Annotated in this window: 17 protein-coding genes; 12 read left to right on the forward strand and 5 right to left on the reverse strand. The window is 73.1% G+C overall.

Annotation, left to right across the window (positions count from 1 at the left end):
• Positions 1-143: 143 nt before the first annotated feature.
• Positions 144-947, forward strand: coding sequence for a S1 family peptidase (locus ACFVSN_RS35365; protein WP_387957596.1), 804 nt, complete (start codon positions 144-146; stop codon positions 945-947).
• 177 nt (positions 948-1,124) lie between these two features.
• Here ACFVSN_RS35365 and ACFVSN_RS35370 read toward each other — a convergent pair whose 3' ends face one another.
• Complete coding sequence (locus ACFVSN_RS35370; RefSeq protein WP_380439516.1) at positions 1,125-1,358, reverse strand: hypothetical protein; 234 nt, start codon at positions 1,356-1,358, stop codon at positions 1,125-1,127.
• 539 nt (positions 1,359-1,897) lie between these two features.
• On the opposite strand from ACFVSN_RS35370, the gene ACFVSN_RS35375 reads away from it, so the two are divergent.
• The 6 genes from ACFVSN_RS35375 (at position 1,898) to ACFVSN_RS35400 (ending at position 8,953) form a co-directional block, all read left to right on the forward strand.
• Positions 1,898-4,009: a type IIA DNA topoisomerase subunit B gene (locus ACFVSN_RS35375; protein WP_380439518.1), complete on the forward strand. Its 2,112-nt coding sequence runs from the start codon at positions 1,898-1,900 to the stop codon at positions 4,007-4,009.
• Between the two features lie 159 nt (positions 4,010-4,168).
• Positions 4,169-4,654, forward strand: coding sequence for a DUF1453 domain-containing protein (locus ACFVSN_RS35380; protein WP_387957571.1), 486 nt, complete (start codon positions 4,169-4,171; stop codon positions 4,652-4,654).
• Positions 4,655-4,719: 65 nt separating this feature from the next.
• Positions 4,720-5,877, forward strand: coding sequence for a sensor histidine kinase (locus tag ACFVSN_RS35385; protein WP_387957574.1), 1,158 nt, complete (start codon positions 4,720-4,722; stop codon positions 5,875-5,877).
• Entirely contained in the window at positions 5,874-6,575 is a 702-nt protein-coding gene (locus ACFVSN_RS35390; RefSeq protein WP_380439524.1) for a response regulator, read from the forward strand. Before ACFVSN_RS35385 ends, ACFVSN_RS35390 begins: the two co-directional genes overlap by 4 nt.
• Positions 6,576-6,701: 126 nt before the next feature.
• On the forward strand, positions 6,702-7,277 hold the full coding sequence (locus ACFVSN_RS35395) for a DUF485 domain-containing protein (RefSeq protein ID WP_387957575.1): 576 nt from the start codon (positions 6,702-6,704) through the stop codon (positions 7,275-7,277).
• The gene (locus tag ACFVSN_RS35400) at positions 7,274-8,953 is read left to right on the forward strand and encodes a cation acetate symporter (RefSeq protein ID WP_380439527.1); all 1,680 of its coding nucleotides are present in this window, start codon (positions 7,274-7,276) and stop codon (positions 8,951-8,953) included. Before ACFVSN_RS35395 ends, ACFVSN_RS35400 begins: the two co-directional genes overlap by 4 nt.
• 52 nt (positions 8,954-9,005) lie before the next feature.
• Here ACFVSN_RS35400 and ACFVSN_RS35405 read toward each other — a convergent pair whose 3' ends face one another.
• Both ACFVSN_RS35405 and ACFVSN_RS35410 read right to left on the reverse strand, forming a co-directional pair.
• Positions 9,006-9,695: a response regulator gene (locus tag ACFVSN_RS35405; RefSeq protein ID WP_380497505.1), complete on the reverse strand. Its 690-nt coding sequence runs from the start codon at positions 9,693-9,695 to the stop codon at positions 9,006-9,008.
• Positions 9,695-11,287: an ATP-binding protein gene (locus tag ACFVSN_RS35410; RefSeq protein WP_380439530.1), complete on the reverse strand. Its 1,593-nt coding sequence runs from the start codon at positions 11,285-11,287 to the stop codon at positions 9,695-9,697. Before ACFVSN_RS35410 ends, ACFVSN_RS35405 begins: the two co-directional genes overlap by 1 nt.
• Positions 11,288-11,610: 323 nt before the next feature.
• Between ACFVSN_RS35410 and ACFVSN_RS35415 the strand changes: the two genes are divergently transcribed.
• Genes ACFVSN_RS35415 through ACFVSN_RS35425 form a run of 3 tightly spaced genes read left to right on the forward strand, consistent with a single transcriptional unit; the run spans position 11,611 to position 14,389 of the window.
• A complete protein-coding gene (locus ACFVSN_RS35415; RefSeq protein WP_387957576.1) occupies positions 11,611-12,420 on the forward strand; it encodes an ABC transporter ATP-binding protein in 810 nt (269 codons plus the stop codon).
• Positions 12,410-13,279 carry an ABC transporter permease gene (locus ACFVSN_RS35420; protein WP_380439534.1) on the forward strand — a complete coding sequence of 290 codons (870 nt, stop codon included), beginning with the start codon at positions 12,410-12,412 and terminating at the stop codon, positions 13,277-13,279. The genes ACFVSN_RS35415 and ACFVSN_RS35420 overlap by 11 nt, the downstream gene beginning before the upstream one ends.
• Before the next feature lie 36 nt (positions 13,280-13,315).
• Positions 13,316-14,389, forward strand: a complete 1,074-nt coding sequence (locus ACFVSN_RS35425) for an ABC transporter substrate-binding protein (protein ID WP_387957577.1) — start codon at positions 13,316-13,318, stop codon at positions 14,387-14,389.
• A gap of 115 nt (positions 14,390-14,504) precedes the next feature.
• Here the strand turns inward: ACFVSN_RS35425 and ACFVSN_RS35430 are convergent, their stop codons facing one another.
• Together ACFVSN_RS35430 and ACFVSN_RS35435 are read right to left on the reverse strand one after the other, a co-directional pair.
• The gene (locus tag ACFVSN_RS35430; RefSeq protein WP_380439538.1) at positions 14,505-15,407 is read right to left on the reverse strand and encodes a sucrase ferredoxin; all 903 of its coding nucleotides are present in this window, start codon (positions 15,405-15,407) and stop codon (positions 14,505-14,507) included.
• Positions 15,408-15,558: 151 nt separating this feature from the next.
• Positions 15,559-18,009 (reverse strand): DNA topoisomerase (ATP-hydrolyzing) subunit A, encoded by a 2,451-nt coding sequence (locus ACFVSN_RS35435; protein WP_380497510.1) that lies wholly within the window; start codon positions 18,007-18,009, stop codon positions 15,559-15,561.
• Positions 18,010-18,260: 251 nt separating this feature from the next.
• On the opposite strand from ACFVSN_RS35435, the gene ACFVSN_RS35440 reads away from it, so the two are divergent.
• Both ACFVSN_RS35440 and ACFVSN_RS35445 read left to right on the forward strand, forming a co-directional pair.
• Complete coding sequence (locus ACFVSN_RS35440) at positions 18,261-19,607, forward strand: M16 family metallopeptidase (protein WP_380439542.1); 1,347 nt, start codon at positions 18,261-18,263, stop codon at positions 19,605-19,607.
• 20 nt (positions 19,608-19,627) lie between these two features.
• On the forward strand, positions 19,628-20,992 hold the full coding sequence (locus ACFVSN_RS35445) for a M16 family metallopeptidase (RefSeq protein WP_380439584.1): 1,365 nt from the start codon (positions 19,628-19,630) through the stop codon (positions 20,990-20,992).
• The last annotated feature ends 296 nt before the right edge of the window (positions 20,993-21,288 follow it).

The following is a 21,288-nucleotide window of genomic DNA, read 5'->3' on the forward strand; positions in this document are numbered from 1 at the left end:
CTACGCTGTGCCGGTTGCCTGCTGCCGAGCCACCTGGAGAAACGGTGCTGCCCAACCCGGACCGCGCGGACCTGACGACCGCCGCCCCGCCCCCGGCGACCCCGGCCGCCGCCCGGCCGGGCCGCCGAAAGCGCGCCGCCGTGCTGGCGCTGCTGGCGGCCGCACCCGTCCCGCTGGTGGCCTTCGGCACCGCCGCGCCCGCCGAGGCCCAGCGCCGGGTGGTCGGCGGCGGGGTGACGAGCACCGCGGACCACCCGTGGATGGTGGCGCTGGCCAGTCGCCAGCAGTTCGGATCCGGGCGTTCCGGGCAGTTCTGCGGGGGAGCCCTGGTCACCCCGACCAAGGTCGTGACGGCCGCGCACTGCTTCTTCGACGAGCCCAAGGGCGTCCGGGTGGACCGGCCCGGCCTCAAGGTGATCGTCGGCCGGGACGACATGCGCGGCACCGCCGGGTACGAGGTGCCGGTCAAGAAGATCTGGATCCACCCCGACTACAGCTGGTCCGCCAACATGAACGACGTGGCCGTGGTCACGCTCGGTGAGTCCCAGGGCTCGCGGCCGGTGATCGACCTGCTCGGCCAGGGCGAGAGCGAGCCGTACGCGGCCGGGACCAGGGCACAGGTGTACGGCTGGGGCGACACCACCGGGCGCGGCGACTACTCGGCCCCGCTGCGCACGGTGGACGTGCCGGTCGTCGCGGACCAGGTGTGCGCGCGCGACTACCCGGGCGGGCCGGAAGGGAAGTTCGAGGCCCGGACGATGGTGTGCGCGGGCGAGGAGGAGCGGGGCGGCAAGGACGCCTGCCAGGGGGACAGCGGCGGCCCGCTGGTCATCGGCGGGCGGCTGGCCGGCCTGGTGTCCTGGGGGACGGGTTGCGCGGAGGCGCACCACCCAGGGGTCTACACGAGGATCGCCGCCCTCTCGGACGCGGTGCACTCGGCACTGTGACGGCGGAACGTGACCGCACGGTCACGTTCTGACGTTCCGTCGGAGGGGTGGCGTGCCTCGGGGAACAGCAGAGCCGGGCGACCGGCCCCCGGAGGGGTCGATCGCCCGGCCCACCGGTCGCGCGCAGTGCGCGACCGGACACACAGCTCGACGCTGGCTGCTGGGTGGCGCCCGGGATCAGCGCTCGTCGTCGGTGGCCGTCGCAGCGGTGGTGCCGCTCAGGCGACCGCTCTCGTCCTGTATCTCAACGGCGATCTTCTTGAGCTCCGGCTCGAACTTCCGGCCGTGGTGGGCGCAGAAGAGCAGCTCTCCGCCGCTGGCGAGTACGACGCGCAGGTAGGCCTGGGCGCCGCAGCGGTCGCAGCGGTCAGCCGCGGTGAGCGGGCTCGCAGGTGTCAGAACAGTAGTCACGTCGCCTCTTCTCTAGCTCGACGAGCTGTCGTACCAGGGTCAACATCCAACCAGGCCGAAAACGTTCCCGCTCGTGGCTTTTCTTCTCTGAGGATTCTGCTGTGTTGATGAGGACGTGCCCCGGGGGCCGGTGGTTCATGCGTACCGGATCCCAGGATCCGCCCGTGCCTCGAACGCCCGATCGGGACCGGGTGCGAGGTCCGCGTAGCATAATCCTCTGCCGGGTTGGAGCATAAGCCCCGTCCCAGGCCCCGGTAGCCTGCATAACGGCAGTTCCGGAGCCTGCGCCGGACCCCACGAACCGCCAGGACCGGTGGTACCGGGAGGAGATGGCGCCCCGGAGCCCCGGACTCCGGCCCGGCCCGTGTTCGCGCAGCGCGTACAAGCTGCGCGGGACCGGCCCGCCGTGCTGGGCACCCAGCGGAGGGGTGCGCACACGCCGGGCGACGGCTGTCGGTGCGGCGTGCTGCACTGGCGGCCGGTCCGGACGCGTTCCGGATGTGACCGATGAGACAGAACTTCACCGAGGAGAGTGCCGCGTGAGTGCCGAAACGACCGTGCCGTCCGCACTGCTGGCCGGTGACGACGGCTCCAACTACACCGCTCGGCACCTGCTCGTCCTGGAGGGGCTGGAGGCGGTCCGCAAGCGCCCCGGCATGTACATCGGCTCGACCGACAGCCGCGGCCTGATGCACTGCCTGTGGGAGATCATCGACAACTCGGTCGACGAGGCCCTGGGCGGCCACTGCGACCGCATCGAGGTCCTCCTGCACCCCGACTCCTCGGTCGAGGTCCGCGACAACGGGCGCGGCATCCCGGTCGACGTCGAGCCCAAGACCGGGCTGTCCGGCGTCGAGGTCGTCATGACCAAGCTGCACGCCGGCGGCAAGTTCGGCGGCGGCTCCTACGCGGCCTCCGGCGGTCTGCACGGCGTCGGCGCCTCCGTCGTCAACGCCCTCTCGGCCCGCCTGGACGTCGAGGTCGACCGCAGCGGGCACACCCACGCGATGAGCTTCCGCCGCGGCACCCCCGGCATCTTCACCGAGGCCGGCCCGGACGCGCCCTTCGAGGCCGCCAACGGCATGACCAAGGCCCGCAAGGTGCCCAGGACCCGCACCGGCACCCGGATCCGCTACTGGGCCGACCGGCAGATCTTCCTCAAGGACGCCCGCCTCTCCCTGGAGAACCTGCACAACCGGGCCCGGCAGACCGCCTTCCTCGTCCCCGGCCTGACCATCGTCGTGCGTGACGAGCGGCTCACCGAGAGCGAGAAGGCCGAGGAAACGGTCTTCCGCTACGACGGCGGCATCGCCGAGTTCTGCGAGTTCCTGGCCCCCGACAAGCCGGTCTGCGACGTGCTGCGGCTGCGCGGCGAGGGCACCTTCAAGGAGACCGTGCCCGTCCTGGACGACCTCGGCCACATGACGCCCACCGAGGTCACCCGCCACCTCGGCGTGGACATCGCGCTGCGCTGGGGCGCCGGCTACGACACCACTCTGCGCTCGTTCGTCAACATCATCGCCACCCCCAAGGGCGGCACCCACGTCACCGGTTTCGAGCGCTCGCTCGCCAAGACCGTCAACGAGGTGCTGCGCGCGAGCAAGCTGCTGCGCGTGGCCGAGGACGACATCACCAAGGACGACGCCACCGAGGGCCTGACCGCCGTCGTCACCGTCCGCCTCGCCGAGCCGCAGTTCGAGGGCCAGACCAAGGAGGTCCTCGGCACCTCGGCGGCCAACCGGATCGTCGCCGCCGTCCTCGCCAAGGAGCTCAAGGCCTTCCTCACCTCGGCGAAGAAGGACGACAAGCTCCAGGCCAGGGCCGTCCTGGAGAAGGTCGTCGCCGCCGCCCGCACCCGGGTCGCCGCGCGCCAGCACAAGGAGGCCCAGCGCCGCAAGACCGCGCTGGAGACCAGCTCGCTGCCGGCCAAGCTCGCCGACTGCCGCAGCGACGACGTCGAGCGCAGCGAGCTGTTCATCGTCGAGGGCGACTCCGCGCTCGGCACCGCCAAGCTCGCCCGCAACTCCGAGTTCCAGGCGCTGCTGCCGATCCGCGGCAAGATCCTCAACGTCCAGAAGGCCTCGGTGAGCGACATGCTCAAGAACGCCGAGTGCGCCGCGATCATCCAGGTGATAGGGGCCGGCTCCGGCCGCACCTTCGACATCGACCAGGCCCGCTACGGCCGCGTCATCTTCATGGCCGACGCCGACGTCGACGGCTCGCACATCCGCACCCTGCTGCTGACCCTCTTCCACCGCTACATGCGGCCGATGGTCGAGCAGGGCCGGGTGTTCGCCGCGGTGCCGCCGCTGCACCGCATCGAGCTCACCGCCCCCAAGCGCGGCCAGGAGAAGTACCACTACACCTACTCCGACGCCGAACTGCGCTCCACGCTGCTGGAGTTCCAGCGCAAGGGGATGCGCTGGAAGGAGCCGGTGCAGCGGTACAAGGGCCTCGGCGAGATGGACGCCGACCAGCTGGCCGAGACCACCATGGACCCGCGCCACCGCACGCTGCGCCGGATCAACCTGGGCGACCTGGAGCAGGCGGAGAAGATCTTCGACCTGCTGATGGGCAACGACGTCGCCCCGCGCAAGGAGTTCATCGTGGACTCGGCGGCGACCCTGGACCGCTCCCGCATCGACGCCTGACCTGCCCGACCGCCCGCGCGAGGGCCCTCCACCCACGGGTGGAGGGCCCTCGCGCTTGTGCTTCCACCCCCGGTCCACCCGGGCTCCGATCACCGGGCGGCGCCCGATCCGTAGCGTCGGTGAGGTCAGCACACAGCTTCCGTCGGGACGGAGAATCCGATGACCGCCCTCGTCAACATCGTCGTGATCATCGCGGTACTGGCCCTGGTGGTCCGGCGGCAGATGCGCGCGCAGCGCCTGGACGCCGAGCGCCGGTTCTGGCTGCTACCGCTGATCCTCGGGGCGCTCGCGCTGCGCGACCCGCAGCTGATCGACCACGACCACGCGGCGCTCTCCGCCGTCCTGCTCGGCGCCTCCCTCGTCGCGGTGCTCGCCATGGGCTCCGTCTGGGGCTGGACCGTCCGGCTCTGGCGGGCCGCGGACGGTTCGGTCTGGGCCAAGGGCACCAAGGCCACGGTCGCCGCGTGGGTGGGCATGATCGCCATCCGGCTCGGCCTGTACGGGATCGGCTCGGCGATGCACGTCCACCAGGCGGGCAGCGCCCTGATGCTCGGCATCGCGGTCATGCTGCTGGTCCGCTCGCTCGTGGTGAACTGGAGGGCGCGGACCGCCGAGCTGCCCCGGCAGGCCGCCGTGATCGGCTGACCGTGCCGCCGCCCCGCCGCCGCGTTCGAGCCGCCGCCGTGTACGACACCCCCGAGGAGGACCCCGTGACCGGGTACTGGACCCGCTGGCCGGCCCGCGAGGGACTGGAGCGCGAGGCCGAGAGCGGCCCGCGGCGGGTCCTCACCGTGCTCGGCCGGATCGTGATCCTCGTCAGCGTCACCTGGGGGACCTTCGCCGACGGCCGCTTCACCGGCTGGGCGGCGGCGGCCGCGGCCGGCGGGCTGGTGGCCATGGTCGGGCTGAGCACGGTCTACCTGAACGCCAGCCGGGCGCAGCGGCTCGTGCCCTCGCTCGCCGCGGCCGGCGCCCTGGTCGGCCTCGGGTGGCTGGCCAACTGGGGCCACGCCATCGTGCTGGCGGACGTCACCTGGCTCGGGCTGGCGGTGATGGCGCTGGTCCGGCTGCCGCCCGCGCCCGCGGTCCTCGTCGCGGTGGCGTCGCTGGGCTCGTACACCGCGGCCAGCTGGGCGAGTTGGCTCAGCGTCGTGACGTCGGTCGGCGGGCTCGGGCTCCTCGGCTTCCTGCTGCGGCTGGACATCGAGGCGCGCGGCACCGCCCGCCGCCTGCTCGCGCAGGAGCGGGCCGCCCGGGCCGCCGAGGCCGAGAGCGCGGCGCTCGCCGAACGGGCCAGGATCGCCCGGGAGATCCACGACGTGCTCGCCCACAGCCTCTCCGCCCAACTCGTCCACCTGGAGGCGGCCCGGCTGATGCTGGACGCCGGGACCGACCGCGAACAGGTCCGCGAACGCGTCGTCGCCGCCCGGCGGATGGCGCAGGACGGGCTGGCCGAGACCCGGCAGGCGCTGTCCGCGCTGCGCGGCGAACTCACCCCGGTGGGGGACTTCCTGGTCGAACTGACCGGACGCGAACGGGCGGTGTTCGGCGTCGTCGGCACGCCCCGGCCGCTGGCCGCCGAGGCCGCGCTCGCCGTGCGGCGCACCGCTCAGGAGGCGGTGACCAACGTGCGCAAGCACGCGCCCGGGGCCCGGTGCGAGGTCGAACTGCGCTACCTGCCGGACGCGGTGGAGCTGGAGGTGCGCAACTCCGCGTCCCCGCGCGGCGCGGCGCCGGGGGAACTGGCCGCCAGCGGCAGCGGGTACGGTCTGCTGGGGATGCGCGAACGCGCGGAACTGCTCGGCGGCACCCTGCTGACGGGCCCGGAGGACGGAGGGTGGCGCGTGCTGCTGCGGGTGCCGGCGTGAGCGCGGGAACGACCAGGGTCCTGGTCGCGGACGACCAGACGGTGGTGCGCGAGGGCATCGTGATGCTGCTCGGCCTGCTGCCCGGGATCGAGGTGGTCGGCGCGGCGGCGGACGGGGAGGAAGCCGTCGCCCTGGTGGAGCGGCATCACCCGGACGTGGTGCTGATGGACCTGCGGATGCCGCGCGTCGACGGCGTCGAGGCGACCAGGCGGATCCGGGCGGCGCACCCGGAGACCGAGGTCGTCGTCCTCACCACCTACGCCGACGACGACTCGCTGTTCCCCGCGCTCCAGGCCGGCGCGCGCGGCTACCTCACCAAGGACGCCGGCGGCGAGGAGATCGCCCGGGCCATCGCGGACGTGCGCTCGGGCGCGGCCGGGCTCTCGCCGCAGGTCCAACTCCGGCTGCTGGAGCGGCTATCGGAGGGCCGCAAAGCCTCCCCGGCGACCCCCGAACCGGCCCCCGCGCCCGCCGCCCGGGCCGCGGAACTGCCCGACGGACTGACCACCCGGGAGGCCGAGGTGCTCGCGCTGATCGCCGAAGGCCTCTCCAACGGTGAGATCGCCCAGCGGCTGTTCGTCAGCCCGGCCACCGTGAAGACGCACATCAACAACCTCTTCGCGAAGACCGCCGTGCGGGACCGGGCACAGGCCGTCGCGTACGCCTTTCGGCACGGAATCACCGGTACGCATCAGTAGTCGGATGAGTGTCTGTCGGATCATCGATCACCTCATCGAGTGAACGTATCTGCAATGGTCAAAACCGCTGCTCAGAGGCCCTCATGATGGTTCGGGTCAGAGTGCCCGCCCGGTTCAGGAGCAGCAGTGCCACAGCAGCAGACGAGCAGTCCCGGGCAGGGGCAGCGATTCGACTGGTGGGCCGCTCCGGCCACCGCGAACGCGCCCGCCGCCGGTCGGCCCAACCAGGGCACCCGGTCGGCCGCCCCCCGGACGGACCGCACGGTGCCGGCGCAGCCGGTGCCGCCCGTCCCGGCCGCCGCGCCGACCGTGCCCGCCGCACCGGCCGTTCCCGCCGCGGTGCCCGTGCCGGCCGCGGTGCCCGCCGCCGCACCGGCCGGCAGCGCGGACAGCACCGAGGTGTACCGGACGGTCCAGGCCAGCGAGGCCTTCCAGGACATCCGGCGCAGCTACCGGTCGTTCGTCTTCCCGGTCAGCAGCGCCTTCCTCGCCTGGTACCTGGCCTACGTCGCCGCCCAGGCCGCCGCGCCCGAGCTGATGCGCACCCCGGTGGCCGGGCCGCTCAACGTCGCCTGGCTGCTCGGCCTGCTGCAGTTCGCCAGCACCTTCCTCCTCACCTGGCTCTACGCCCGCAACGCCGGCACCAAGCGCGACCGCGCCGCCCTCGGCCTGCGCTGGGACACCCAGGACCAGCTCCGATGACCACCGCGGCGTCGACCGCCACCCCACCGCCCGTCGCCCCCACCGGCGACCACCACGACCTCGCGATCCTGCTCTTCGCCGTGATCGTCCTGGTCACCCTCGGCATCACCCTCTGGGTCGGGCGCCGCGGCAGCGCGGCCGAGGACTTCTACGCCGGCGGACGGGACTTCACCCCGCTGCAGAACGGCTTCGCGCTCTCCGGCGACTACCTCTCCGCCGCCTCCTTCCTCGGCGTCGCCGGACTGATCGCCCTCTACGGCTACGACGGCGTGCTCTACAGCATCGGCTTCCTGGTCGCCTGGCTCGTCGTCCTGATGCTGGTCGCCGAACTCGTGCGCAACGCCGGCCGCTACACCCTCGCCGACGTGCTCGCGCTGCGGCTGCGCCGGCGCAAGGTACGGGCCGCGGCCGGCGGCGCCAGCGTCGTCGTCACCCTGCTGTACCTCGTCGCGCAGATGGTCGGCGCCGGCTCGCTCGTCGCCCTGCTGCTCGGCACCAACAGCGCCTCCGCCCGGACCTGGACCATCGTCGCGGTCGGCGGCCTGATGATCGTCTACGTGACGGTCGGCGGCATGCGGGCCACCACCTGGATCCAGATCGTCAAGGCGTTCCTGCTGATCGCCGGATCGGTGCTGCTCACCGTGCTGCTGATGGTCCACTACCACGGCGACCTCTTCGAGCTGATGCGCCAGGCCGCCCGGCACAGCGGCGCCGGCCGGCGCTACCTCGAACCCGGGCTCAAGTACGGCGCGACCTCCACCAGCCGGCTCGACTTCTTCAGCCTCGGCCTCGCCCTCGTGCTCGGCACCGCCGGCCTGCCGCACATCCTGTCCCGCTTCTACACCGTGCCCACCGCCCGGGCCGCCCGCCGCTCCACGATGTGGGCGATCGGCCTGGTCGGCGGCTTCTACCTGATGGCCATCGCGCTCGGCCTCGGGGCCACCGCCCTGGTCGGCTCGGCCGAGGTGCGGCACGCCAACTCGGCCGGGAACACGGCCGTTCCGCTGCTCGCCCTGGTGCTCGGCGGCGGCAACGGCAGCACCGGCGGGGTCGTCCTGTTCGCGGTGATCTCCGCGATCGCCTTCGCCACCATCCTCGCCGTCGTCGCCGGACTCACCCTGGCCTCCTCCGCCGCCTTCGCCCACGACATCTGGGCCGGCGCCTTCCGCGGCTGGTCGCTGCGCCGGCGGACGGACGACGGGGCGCCGCGCACGGAGGAGCCCGTGAGCGACCGCCAGGAGATCGTCGTCGCCCGGATCGCCGCCGTCGGGATCGGCGCGGCGGCCATCGCGATCAGCCTCTTCGCCCAGCAGCTCAACGTGGCCTTCCTGGTCGGCCTGGCCTTCGCCGTCGCCGCCTCCGCCAACCTGCCGGTCCTGCTCTACACGCTGTTCTGGCGGCGCTTCACCGCCCGCGGCGCCGTCTGGTCGGTGTACGGCGGCCTCGTCCCGGCCATCGTGCTCGTCACCTTCTCGCCGGTCGTCTCCGGTACCAAGGTCGCGCTCTTCCCCGGCGTCGACTTCCACTGGTTCCCGCTGGAGAACCCCGGCATCGTCTCCATCCCGCTCGGCTTCCTGGCCGGCTGGATCGGGACGCTCACCTCGCCCGAACCTGCCGACTCCGACCGCTTCGCCGAGCTGGAGGTGCGCGCCCTCACCGGCGCCGGCGCGGCCTGAACCGCACCCCCTGGGACCCCCGGCGGCGGTGAGGCCGCCGGGGGTCCCGTGCTCAGGGCCGGGCCGCCAGCCCGTACCGGTGCTCAGGCCGCCCGGTGTCGCCGTAGCGCAGCGTCAGCCGCAGCCGGCTGTCCCGCTCCAGCTGCTTGAGGTAGCGCTGCGCCGTCGAGCGGCTCAGCCCCGTCCCGTCGGCGACCTCCTGCGCGGACAGCGGCCGGCCCGCCCGGCGCAGCACCCCGAGCACCAGGTCCGTCGTCGGCGCCGAGTGGCCCTTCGGCAGCGCCCCGGCCGGGGCCGCGGCGCTGCGCAGGGTCGCGAACAGCCGGTCCACCTCGTCCTGGCCCGCCTCCCGCGCCGCCGGACCGGCCAGCGCGTGCCGCAGCTGCGCGTACGCCGTGAGCTTCTCGCGCAGCCCGGCGAACGTGAACGGCTTGACCAGGTACTGCAGCGCCCCGTGCTGCATCGCCGCGTGCACCGTCGACACGTCCCGGGCGGCCGTCACCATCATCACGTCGCACGCCACCTGCCGCTCCCGCAGCCGGCGCACCAGGGCCAGGCCCGTCTCGTCCGGCAGGTGGTGGTCGAGCAGCAGCAGGTCCACCGGACGGCGCTCCAGCGCCGCCAGCGCCTCCCCGGCCGAGTGCGCCGTGCCCGTCACCCGGAAGCCCGGCACCTTCGCCACGTAGGCGGCGTGCACGTCCGCGACCCGGAAGTCGTCGTCCACCACGAGTACGTCGATCATCACGCCTCCACGAGCCGAGCAGTGAGCAGGGCCTCCGGCAGCTCGACCGTGAACCGGGCGCCGCCCAGCGGCCCCGCGTCGAGCACGATCCGGCCGCCGGTGCGCTCCACCAGCCGCCGCACCATCGCCAGCCCCAGCCCGCGCGGACGGTGCGCGGGCGCGTCCTTGCTGCTCCACCCCTCCTCGAAGACCTGCTCGCGCAGTTCCTCCGGCACGCCCGGGCCGCTGTCCGCGACCTGGAGCAGCAGCGTGGAGCCCGCCGCGGCCAGGGTCACCTCCACCCGGCCGCCCCCGCCCGGTGCCAGCGCGTCCACCGCGTTGTCGACCAGGTTGCCGAGCACCGTCACTAGCGCCCGCGCGTCCACCACCGCGTCCGGCAGGTGCGCCGCCGGGGCCAGCACCAGCCGCACCCCGCGCTCGCCCGCCACCGCGGACTTGCCCGCCAGCAACGCCGCCACGTGCGGGTCCTGCACCTGCTCGGCGATCCGCGCCGCGACCGCCGCGTGCGAACCGGACTGCTCCGAGATGAACGCCACCGCCTGCTCGTGCCGGCCCAGCTCCAGCAGGCCCAGCAGTGTGTGCATCCGGTTGGCGTGCTCGTGGTCCTGCGCCCGCAGCGCCTCGGTCAGGCTGCGGGTCGTGTCCAGCTCCCGGACCAGCGACTCCAGCTCGGTGCGGTCGCGCAGCGTCACGACCGCGCCCTCGGCGGTCGCCGTCCGGTTCACCACGAGGACCCGGTCGTCCCGGACGGCGGGCAGGTCCGGGCCGGTGATCCGCCCGGCCAGCACGTCCGCCAGCCGCCCCGGCGGCAGCACCTCGTCGGTGCGGCGGCCGGTGCAGTCCGGCGGCAGGCCCAGCAGCCGCACCGCCTCGTCGTTCGCCAGCCGGATCCGGCCGTGTTCGTCCAGCGCCACCATGCCCTCGCGGATGCCGTGCAGCATCGCCTCCCGCTCCACCAGCAGCGCCGAGATGTCGGCCAGCGCGATGTTGTGCGTCCGGCGCTTGAGCCGGCGGGCCAGCACCAGCGTCGCGACCGTGCCCGCGGCCAGGCCGGCGCCCGCGCACAGCAGGATCCCGGTCAGCATCTTCAGCAGCCGGCGGCGGATCGAGTCGTCGCTGATGCCGACCGACACCTCGCCGACGATCCGCCCGTCCGCGAGCCGCAGCGGCACCTTGCCGCGCGCGGTGCGGCCCAGCGTGCCCTGCTGGATCGCGGTGACGCTGAGCCCGCTGAGCGCGGGCTCCGGGTCGGTGCTGACCCGGTGGCCGATCCGGTCCGGGTCGGTGTGCGAGAGCCGGATCCCGTCCAGGTCGGTGACCACGACGAAGCTCGCGCCGGTGGCCAGGCGGATCTGCTCGGCGTTGCGCTGGGCGGTGGCGGAGTCCCGGGCGGCGGCGGCCCGGGCGATCACCTCGTCGGTGGCGGTGGCCTGGGCGATGGACAGGGCGCGCTGCATCGCGTCGTGGTCGAGCTCGCTGCTGACCGGGGCGAGGAACAGCCCGGCGGTCACGGCGGTGACACCGACGGTGACGACGGTCTGGCTGAGCAGCAGCTGCGCGAAGACCCGGCGGGGCCAGCGGGGGAGCTTCATCCGGGCCTCCTCTCGGCGGCCGTGGGGGCGTGGGGGCGGCGTGGGGTCGTACCGGGGGCGGACGGGGGTCGGGACACCCTACGTTTCCGGCGTGTTTCTGTCAGCCGCGTCCCCGCAGTTGTAGCGGAAGCAAAACGAGCAGAACACCCCTCAACGCGGAGAAGCCGCACTACGCGGAGAAGGCTCCCGCCGGGGCCGGGCCCGCTCCTACCTTCTCGGGGCAAGCACTGACCCGGGAGGTCACACATGAGCGAGCGCAGCGAGCGAATCACCAAGAGGTGCCGGTCCTGCGAAGCACCTGCCGAGCGAAGCGAGGCGGGGGCATGAGCAAGACCCCGGCGATCGAGCTGTCCGGCGCGACCAAACGGTTCCGCACCCCCTCGGGGGCGCTGCACACCGCCGTCCGCGATCTCGATCTGACCGTCGCCCAGGGCGAGTTCGTCGCCGTCGTCGGCCCGACCGGCTGCGGCAAGTCCACCACGCTGACGCTGGTCAGCGGCCTGGAGGAGCCCACCGAGGGCGAGGCCCGGGTGTACGGGGAGCCGGTCCGCGGGATCCACCCCCGGGTCGGGTTCGTCTTCCAGCAGGACGCCGTCTTCCCCTGGCGCACCGTCCTGTCGAACGTCATGGCCGGCCCCCGCTTCCGGGGCGTGCCCGCCGCCGAGGCCAGGGAACGGGCCCGGGACTGGCTCGGACGGGTCGGGCTCGGCGCCTTCGAGGACCGCTACCCGCACCAGCTGTCCGGCGGCATGCGCAAGCGCGTCGCGCTCGCCCAGACCTTCGTCAACGACCCGGACATCCTGCTGATGGACGAGCCGTTCTCGGCGCTGGACGTGCAGACCCGCGCGCTCATGTCCGACCAGCTGCTGGAGCTGTGGGCCGGTACCGGCTCGTCCGTCGTCTTCGTGACCCACGACCTCGACGAGGCCATCGCGCTCGCCGACCGGGTGGTCGTCATGACCGCCGGTCCGGCGACCGTCAAGGAGATCTTCACCGTCGACCTGCCGCGACCGCGCACCGTGGAGGCCGTCCGCCTGGAACCGAGGTTCGTCGAGCTGTACCGCGAGATCTGGGCCTCGCTCGGCGAAGAGGTGCGCATCACCCGGGAGAGAGGAGCGGGTGGTGCCGCTTGAGACCGCGTCGGCCGTGCCGGGTGCACCGGCCGTCCCCACCACGAGGACCGAGGCCCGCGAACGGGCCGCGCGCAACCGGAAGCTGGGCGTGTACGGCGCCCGGTTCGCGGTGCTCGTCGCCTTCCTGGGCCTGTGGGAGGTGTGCGCCCGGACGGAGGTCATCGACCCGTTCAACTTCTCCCAGCCGTCGCGGATCTGGGACCAGATCCGGCAGTGGATCACCCACGGCACCGCCCAGGGCTCGCTCGGCGAGCAGATCGGCTACACCCTCTACGAGGCCCTCTCCGGCTGGGTGATCGGCGTCGTCGCCGGCGTGCTGCTGGGCATCGCGCTCGGCCGGATCCGCTTCCTGGCCGACGTGTTCGGACCCTACGTCAAGGTGCTCAACGCGATCCCGCGCATCGTCCTCGCACCGATCTTCCTGATCTGGTTCGGCCTCGGCCCGGCCTCCAAGGTCGCCTCCGCCGTGGTGCTGGTGTTCTTCCCGGTGTTCTTCAACGCCTTCCAGGGCGCCCGCGAGGTGGACCGCAACCTCGTCGACAACGCCCGGATCCTCGGCGCGGACAACCGCAAGGTCACCCTGCAGGTCGTCATCCCGGCCGCCACCACGTGGATCTTCACCAGCCTCCACGTCAGCTTCGGCTTCGCGCTGATCGGCGCCATCGTCGGCGAGTACATCGGTGCCACCAAGGGCCTCGGCCTGCTCGTCGCCGCCGCCCAGGGCACCTTCAACTCGGCCGGTGTGTACGCCGCGATGACGATCCTCGCCGTCGTCGCGCTGCTGACCGAAGGCCTGCTGACCTTCGCCGAGAAGAAGCTCTTCCGCTGGAAGCCCGCAGACGCGGGCGACGGCCGCTGAACCCCCCTCGTCCGCAGTAGAGAGGCACCCCCACCCATGCGCCCGAACCCGACCGGCAGAGCCGCTGCCGCCGCCCTCGCCGCCGCCCTCCTCCTCCCGCTCTCCGCCTGCGCCAACGACGCCGCCACGTCCGCCCACGGCGCCGCCGCCCCGGCCGGCCGGCAGGTGGACGGACCCAAGGTCAAGATCATGGTCGGCGGCCTGGACAAGGTCATCTACCTCCCCGCGATGCTCACCCAGCGGCTCGGCTACTTCGCCGACGCCGGCGTCAACGTCGAGCTGCTGACCGAGCCCGCCGGCGTCAACGCCACCACCGCCCTGCTCGCCGGCGACGTCCAGGGCGCCGTCGGCTTCTACGACCACACCATCGACCTCCAGGCCAAGGGCAAGAACGTCGAGTCCGTCGTCCAGTTCGCCCAGGCCCCCGGCGAGGTCGAGCTCGTCTCCGCCAAGCAGGCCGACGCCATCAAGTCCGGTGCCGACTTCAAGGGCAAGAAGCTCGGCGTCACCAGCATCGGCTCCTCGACCGACTTCCTCACCAAGTACCTCGCGGTCAAGAACGGCGCCTCCGTCAGCGAGTTCAGCCCGATCGCCGTCGGCGCCGGCCAGACCTTCGTCGCCGCGCTCCAGCAGGGCAGCATCGACGCCGGGATGACCACCGACCCGACCGTCGCCAACGTCCTCGACAAGGGCCTCGGCAAGATCCTCTACGACATGCGCACCCCCGAGGGCTCGCGCCAGGCGCTCGGCGGCCTCTACCCGTCGTCCTCGCTCTACATGGCCACCGACTGGGTGGAGAAGAACAAGGACACCACCCAGAAGCTCACCAACGCCTTCGTCAAGACCCTCAGGTGGATGTCCACGCACACCCCCGAGGAGATCGCCGCGCAGATGCCCGCCGACTACGCGCAGGGCGGCGCCGAGCAGTACGCGGCCGCGATCAAGTCGACGCTGCCGATGTTCACCACCGACGGGGTGATGCCGGCCGACGGGCCGAAGACCGTCCTCGCCGTGCTCGCCGCGTTCCACCCGGACGTGAAGGGCAAGGAGGGCTCGATCGACCTCTCCCGCACCTACACCACGGAGTTCGTCGGCAAGGCCACCGGCTGACCCCGAACAGGCCACCGGCTGACCCCGGACCGGTCCGGCGGTCCCGCGCTCACCCCCACGGGCGCGGGGCCGCCGCTTCCGGCTGCCCGGGTCGCCGCCTCGGGGCGCCCCGGTCTCAGACGCCCCGGACGCTCAGCACGTCCATCCGCGACGGCGTGCCCTCCGCCTTCCCGCAGCTCTCCGGACGCGGCGGCTCGCTCCGGCCCTCCAGCACGTCCGCCTCCCACGCCCGGCCGTCCGCGTGCAGCACCGTGACCAGCCAGCGGCCCTCGCCGTCCGGCCGCTGCAGCACGGTCAGCGCGTCCACCCGGGTCTCGCCGATCGCCAGCCGCACCGCGTGGTCCGCCGCCTGGCCCGGACGGTCCCAGCCCGAGCAGCCCCGCGACCACTCCGGCACCATGTGCCCGGCCGCCGTCGCCGCCAGTACCTCCTTGGCCGTCTCCGCCGTCAGCCGCCCGTACGCGTAGCCGGACGGCAGCACCAGCATCGTGGGGGAGAAGCGGTGGCCGCCCAGGTGCGTCACCTCCCACACCTCGCTGTGCCCGGCCGCCGCCAGGTCCGCCGCCAACGGCCGGCCCAGCAGCGCGCAGCAGCGGTCGCGCCGCCCGTTCGTGCACACCAGCGCCACCGGGCCGCCCACGTGCTCCGCGCCGAAACCCGCGTGGTCGCCAACGCCCAGCGCCGCGAAGTCCAGGCCCAGCAGCTCCGCCGGATCGGCCACCGCGGCCCGGCGCACCCAGCCGCGGCCCGGCACCGTGTGCGCCACGATCACCTCGTGCCGCGCCGTCGGCAGGCAGTCCGCGTGCCGGCCCGGCCGGCGGATCAGCGCCACCCGCACGCCCGTCCCGGCCGCGGCGGCCTCCAGCGCGTGCCCCGTCTCCGCGTCCAGGTGGCTCTCGCCCAGCGCCTTCGCGCCCCACGGCCCGTTCTGCTCCACCAGCAGCCAGGTGGTCGCCACCGCCGCCGTGGCGGCCAGCGGCTCCGAAAGTTCACGCGACCGCGTCGCACAGGTGCTCACGCGGGCAAGGCTACCCTCAGCCCTCCGGGCCGCCCCCTCGCGTCGCGGCACGGCCGACCGGCCCCCAACGGCGGAGGAGGGGCACCCGACGGGCACCCCTCCTCCGCTCACCCGGCCGTACCGGCCGCGCTGATCACGCCGGCCGCGCCGGTCACGCCGGACCCGCGACCACCGCGATCGGCGTCGTCACCGGCGTACCCGAACCGTCCCGGCGCGGATCCCGCTCCGGCAGCTCCACCGGCGCGCCCTTCGCCGTCGCCGCCCGGGCCGGCACCGCACCCGCCCACGCGAACGTCAGCAGGTCCTCACCGCGCAGGAACCGCTGGCAGCGGACACCGCCCGTCGCCCGGCCCTTGCGCGGGTACTGCTCGAACGGCGTCACCTTCCACGTCGACTGCTCCTCGCCCGTCAACGTGCCCGACGCACCCGCCACCGACACCACCACCGCGTCCGCCGCCGGATCCACCGCCGTGAACGACAGCACCCGCGCCCCGTCCGCCAGCTTGATCCCCGCCATGCCACCCGCCGGACGCCCCTGCGGACGCACCTGACCCGCCGGGTACCGCAGCAACTGCGCGTCCGACGAGATGAAGACCAGGTCCTCCTCGCCGGTGCGCAACTCCACCGCACCCACCAGCTCGTCACCCTCCTTGAGGGCGATCACCTCGAACTCGTCCTTGTTCGCGGGCCACTCCGGCACCACCCGCTTCACCACGCCCTGCACCGTGCCCAGCGCCAGCCCCGGCGACGACTCGTCCAGCGTCGTCAGCGCCAGCGCCCGCTCACCCGCCTCCAGCCGCAGGAACTCCCCGACCGCCGCCCCGCCCGCCAGCGTCGGCGACGGCGTCGGCGGCAGCGCCGGCAGATCGATCACCGGCAGCCGCAGCACCCGGCCCGCCGACGTCACCACACCCACGTCCGCCCGCGCCGTCGCCGGCACCGCCGACACGATCACGTCGTGCCTCGCCCGCGCCTCCGACAGCTCGAACGGCTCCCCGTCCGCCGTCCGCGCCAGCAGACCCGTCGACGACAGCAGCACCCGGCACGGATCGTCCGCCACCTCCAACGGCACCGTCAGCGCCGCCGACGGCACCGCGCCCGCCTCCAGCAACACGGTGCGCCGCTCCGTCCCGAACTGCTTGCCCACCGCACCCAGTTCGGACGACACCACGCTGCGCAGCTTCGCGTCCGACTCCAGGATCTCCGTCAGGTCCGCGATCTCCGACAGCAGCTTCGCCTGCTCCTGCTCCAGCTCCACCCGGTCGAAACGCGTCAGCCGGCGCAGCGGCGTGTCCAGGATGTACGCCGTCTGCGTCTCCGACAGCGAGAAGCGCTCCATCAGACGCTCCTTCGCCTGCCCCGCGTTGTCGCTCGACCGGATGATCGCGATCACCTCGTCGATGTCGACCAGCGCCACCAGCAGGCCCTCGACCAGGTGCAGCCGCTCCTGCCGCTTGCGCCGGCGGAAGTCGCTGCGCCGCCGCACCACCGTGAACCGGTGGTCGACGTACACCTCCAGCAGCTCCTTCAGCCCCAGCGTCAGCGGCTGGCCGTCCACCAGCGCCACGTTGTTGATGCCGAACGTCTCCTCCATCGGCGTCAGCTTGTACAGCTGCTCCAGGAGCGCCTCCGGCACGAAGCCGTTCTTCACCTCGATCACCAGCCGCAGCCCGTGCACGCGGTCGGTCAGGTCCTTGACGTCCGCGACGCCCTGCAGCTTCTTCGCGTTGACCAGGTCCTTGATCTTCGAGATGACCTTCTCCGGGCCGACGTTGTACGGCAGCTCCGTCACGACGATGCCCTTGCGGCGCGCCGTCACCGCCTCCACCGTCGCCGTCGCCCGGATCTTGAACGTCCCGCGGCCCGACTCGTACGCGTCCCGGATCCCTGCCAGGCCCACGATCCGCCCGCCCGTCGGCAGGTCCGGACCCGGCACGAACCGCATCAGCGTGTCCAGGTCCGCGCTCGGGTGCTTGATCAGGTGCCGGGCCGCCGCCACCACCTCGGACAGGTTGTGCGGCGGCATGTTCGTCGCCATGCCCACCGCGATGCCCGTCGCACCGTTCACCAGCAGGTTCGGGAACGCCGCCGGCAGCGCCAGCGGCTCCTGCTCACTGCCGTCGTAGTTCGGCCCGAAGTCGACCGTGTCCTCGTGGATCGACTCCACCAGCGCCATCGCCGCCGGCGTCAGCCGCGACTCGGTGTACCGCATCGCCGCCGGCGGGTCGTCGTTGCCCAGCGAACCGAAGTTCCCGTGCCCGTCGATCAGCGGCAACCGCATCGAGAACGGCTGCGCCATCCGGACGACCGCGTCGTAGATCGACTGGTCACCGTGCGGGTGCAGGCGACCCATCACCTCGCCCACCACACGCGCGCACTTCACGTGCGCGCGCTCCGGACGCAGGCCCATCTCGTTGGCCTGGTACAGGATCCGCCGGTGCACCGGCTTCAGACCGTCCCGCGCGTCGGGCAGCGCGCGCGAGTAGATCACCGAGTAGGCGTACTCCAGGAAGGAGCCCTGCATCTCGTCCACGACGTCGACATCGAGGATCCGCTCCTCGAAGTCTCCGGGCGGCGGGGTCTGCGAACTGCGGCGGGCCATCGCGGCGGGGCTCCCTTACGTCTCGCTTGCGCTGTGTCTCGGTCAGTCTCTGTCGCCATGCCGGCTGCCCCCGTCAACAGGGCGCGGCGCCCCCATTGTGGACCCTCGCACCGACACTCCCGGCCAGCGCCCCTCTTCCGCCCCTGGCGAACGCCCCCTCCGCGCGGACACATCCACGCCCCTCGCGCGTTGCACCACAATGGGGGACGCCACACGAACCCCGACATCGACGACGGGAAGGACCCGAGCGCATGGCCAACCCGGCCCCCGCCTCCAGCCGAGGCATCGCCATCACCGAGCACCGCCTGGAGAACGGCCTGCGCGTCGTCCTCTCCGAGGACCACCTCACCCCGGTCGCCGCGGTCTGCCTCTGGTACGACGTCGGCTCGCGCCACGAGGTCAAGGGCCGCACCGGCCTCGCCCACCTCTTCGAACACCTCATGTTCCAGGGCTCGGCCAACGTCTCCAACAACGGCCACTTCGAGCTCGTCCAGGGCGCCGGCGGCTCGCTCAACGGCACCACCAGCTTCGAGCGCACCAACTACTTCGAGACCATGCCCGCCCACCAGCTGGAGCTCGCCCTCTGGCTGGAGGCCGACCGCATGGGCTCCCTCCTCGCCGCACTCGACGAGACCTCCATGGAGAACCAGCGGGACGTCGTCAAGAACGAGCGCCGCCAGCGCTACGACAACGTCCCCTACGGCACCGCCTTCGAGAAGCTCACCGCGCTCTCGTTCCCCGACGGCCACCCGTACCACCACACCCCCATCGGCTCCATGGCCGACCTCGACGCCGCCACGCTGGAGGACGCCCGCACGTTCTTCCGCACGTACTACGCGCCCAACAACGCCGTCCTCTCCATCGTCGGCGACATCGACCCCGAACAGACCATCGCCTGGGTCGAGAAGTACTTCGGCAGCATCCCCGCCCACGACGGCAAGCAGCCCCCGCGCTCCGGCGAACTCCCCGACACCATCGGGCGCGAACTGCGCGAGGAGATCCACGAGGACGTCCCCTCCCGCGCCCTCATGGCCGCCTACCGCCTCCCGCACGACGGCACCCGCGAAGCCGACGCCGCCGACCTCGCCCTCACCATCCTCGGCAGCGGCGAATCCAGTCGCCTCTACAACCGCCTCGTGCGCCGCGACCGCACCGCCGTCGCCGCCGGCTTCGGCCTGCTCCGCCTCGCCGGCGCCCCCAGCCTCGGCTGGCTCGACGTCAAGACCTCCGGCGACGCCACCCTCCAGCAGATCGACACCGCCGTCGACGAGGAACTCGCCCGCTTCGCCGCCGAAGGCCCCACCCCCGAGGAACTCGAACGCGCCCAGGCCCAGATCGAGCGCGAATGGCTCGACCGGCTCACCACCGTCGCCGGCCGCGCCGACGAACTCTGCCGCTACGCCGTCCTGTTCGGCGACCCCAAGCTGCTCAACGACGCCCTCCCCAAGGTCCTCGACGTCACCGCCGAAGAGGTCAGGGCCGTCGCCAAGGCCCGACTCCACCCCGACAACCGGGCCGTCCTCGTCTACGAGCCGACCACGGCCGACACCGACGCCGCTTCCGACGCCGCTTCCGAAGAGGAGGGTGCCGCCGCATGAGCACCGACTACGTCCCCGCCATGACCTTCCACCCCCAGCCCCGGCCCGGCACCCCGAGCCCCTGGGCCTTCCCCGCCCCCGAGCGCACCGCCCTCGCCAACGGCATCACCGTCCTGCACTGCCACCGCCCCGGCCAGCAGCTCGTCGCCGTCGAGGTCCTCGTCGACGCCCCGCTCGCCGCCGAACCGGCCGGCCTCGACGGCGTCGCCGCCATCCTCGCCCGCGCCCTCAGCGAAGGCACCGACACCCTCACCGCCGAGGAGTTCGCCGGCGAACTCGAACGCGCCGGCGCCACCCTCGACGCCCACGCCGACCACCCCTGCATCCGCGTCTCCCTCGAAGTCCCCGCCTCCCGCCTCCAGCGCGGCCTCGCCCTCCTCGCCGACGCCCTGCGCGCCCCCGCCCTCCCCGAGGACGAGATCGAGCGCCTCGTCGCCAACCGCCTCGACGAGATCGTCCACGAGCAGGCCAACCCCGCCCGGCGCGCCGCCAAGGCCCTCTACGCCGAACTCTTCGACGCCGCCGACCGCCTCTCCCGCCCCCGCAGCGGCACCGCCGACACGGTCAAGTCCATCGACCGCGCCGCCGTCAAGGCCTTCTACGACGCCCACGTCCGGCCCGCCACCAGCACCGTCGTCGTGGTCGGCGACCTCACCGGCGTCGACCTGCCCGCCCTCCTGGAGAGCACCCTCGGCACCTGGACCGGCACCCCCGCCGCGGCCTCCGTCCACGCCCCCGTCACCGCCGACGACCACGGCCGCGTCGTCATCGTCGACCGGCCCGACTCCGTCCAGACCCAGCTCCTCATCGGCCGCATCGGCCCCGACCGCCACCACCCCGACTGGCCCGCCCAGACCCTCGGCACCTACTGCCTCGGCGGCACCCTCACCTCCCGCCTCGACCGCGTCCTGCGCGAGGAGAAGGGCTACACCTACGGCGTCCGCTCCTTCGCCCAGCCGCTGCGCTCGGCCGCCGACGGCAGCGGGCGCGCGCTGCTCGCCATCAGCGGCTCGGTGGACACCGCCTCCACCGCCCCGGCCCTCAAGGACGCCTGGACGATCCTGCGCACCCTCGCCGCCGAGGGCCTCACCGACGCCGAGCGCGACGAGGCCGTGCAGTTCCTGGTCGGCGTCGCCCCGCTCAAGTACGAGACCGCGGGCTCGGTCGCCGGCACCCTCGCCGACCAGGTCGAGCAGCACCTGCCCGACGACTACCAGGCCGAGGTCTACCGCCGGCTCGCCGAACTGCCCACCGCCGAGGCCACCGAGGCCGTCGTCGCCGCCTTCCCGCCGGACCGGCTGGTCACCGTGCTGGTCGGCGACGCCGCCGTGATCGCGGACGACGTGCGGAAGCTCGGCATCGGCGAGGTCACGGTCGTCAGCTGACCCTCTCCGGTGCACGGCAGGCCCGTTGGAGCGATCGCCGCTCCGGCGGGCCTGCCGCGTTTTTAAATCCGTTGCGGGCCGCGGCCGTTCCGTGGATAGATGTTCCCCGGCACAGACGTACGAAGTCTGACTCTGACGAACGAAGGGAGGCGGTCACCATGCGGGTCGAGCGAACCATACGACGACGCTCCCCAAGGCCGCTCTCCCCCTGTGCCCTGGGCGCCTGAGCCCCCTTTTCTGGTCTTCCCCGAGCCGCGCCGGGATCTGTTCGCGTGCGGCAACTCCCTGTGAACCAA

The organism is Kitasatospora sp. NPDC057904 (genome assembly GCF_042887925.1).
Taxonomy (GTDB): domain Bacteria; phylum Actinomycetota; class Actinomycetes; order Streptomycetales; family Streptomycetaceae; genus Kitasatospora.

Coding starts and splice junctions, on each gene's coding strand:
- ACFVSN_RS35380 (WP_387957571.1), top strand. CDS start 4,169: ATGACCGCCCTCGTCAACATCGTCGTGATCATCGCGGTACTGGCCCTG.
- ACFVSN_RS35400 (WP_380439527.1), top strand. CDS start 7,274: ATGACCACCGCGGCGTCGACCGCCACCCCACCGCCCGTCGCCCCCACC.
- ACFVSN_RS35405 (WP_380497505.1), bottom strand. CDS start 9,695: ATGATCGACGTACTCGTGGTGGACGACGACTTCCGGGTCGCGGACGTG.
- ACFVSN_RS35410 (WP_380439530.1), bottom strand. CDS start 11,287: ATGAAGCTCCCCCGCTGGCCCCGCCGGGTCTTCGCGCAGCTGCTGCTC.
- ACFVSN_RS35415 (WP_387957576.1), top strand. CDS start 11,611: ATGAGCAAGACCCCGGCGATCGAGCTGTCCGGCGCGACCAAACGGTTC.
- ACFVSN_RS35425 (WP_387957577.1), top strand. CDS start 13,316: ATGCGCCCGAACCCGACCGGCAGAGCCGCTGCCGCCGCCCTCGCCGCC.
- ACFVSN_RS35435 (WP_380497510.1), bottom strand. CDS start 18,009: ATGGCCCGCCGCAGTTCGCAGACCCCGCCGCCCGGAGACTTCGAGGAG.
- ACFVSN_RS35440 (WP_380439542.1), top strand. CDS start 18,261: ATGGCCAACCCGGCCCCCGCCTCCAGCCGAGGCATCGCCATCACCGAG.
- ACFVSN_RS35445 (WP_380439584.1), top strand. CDS start 19,628: ATGACCTTCCACCCCCAGCCCCGGCCCGGCACCCCGAGCCCCTGGGCC.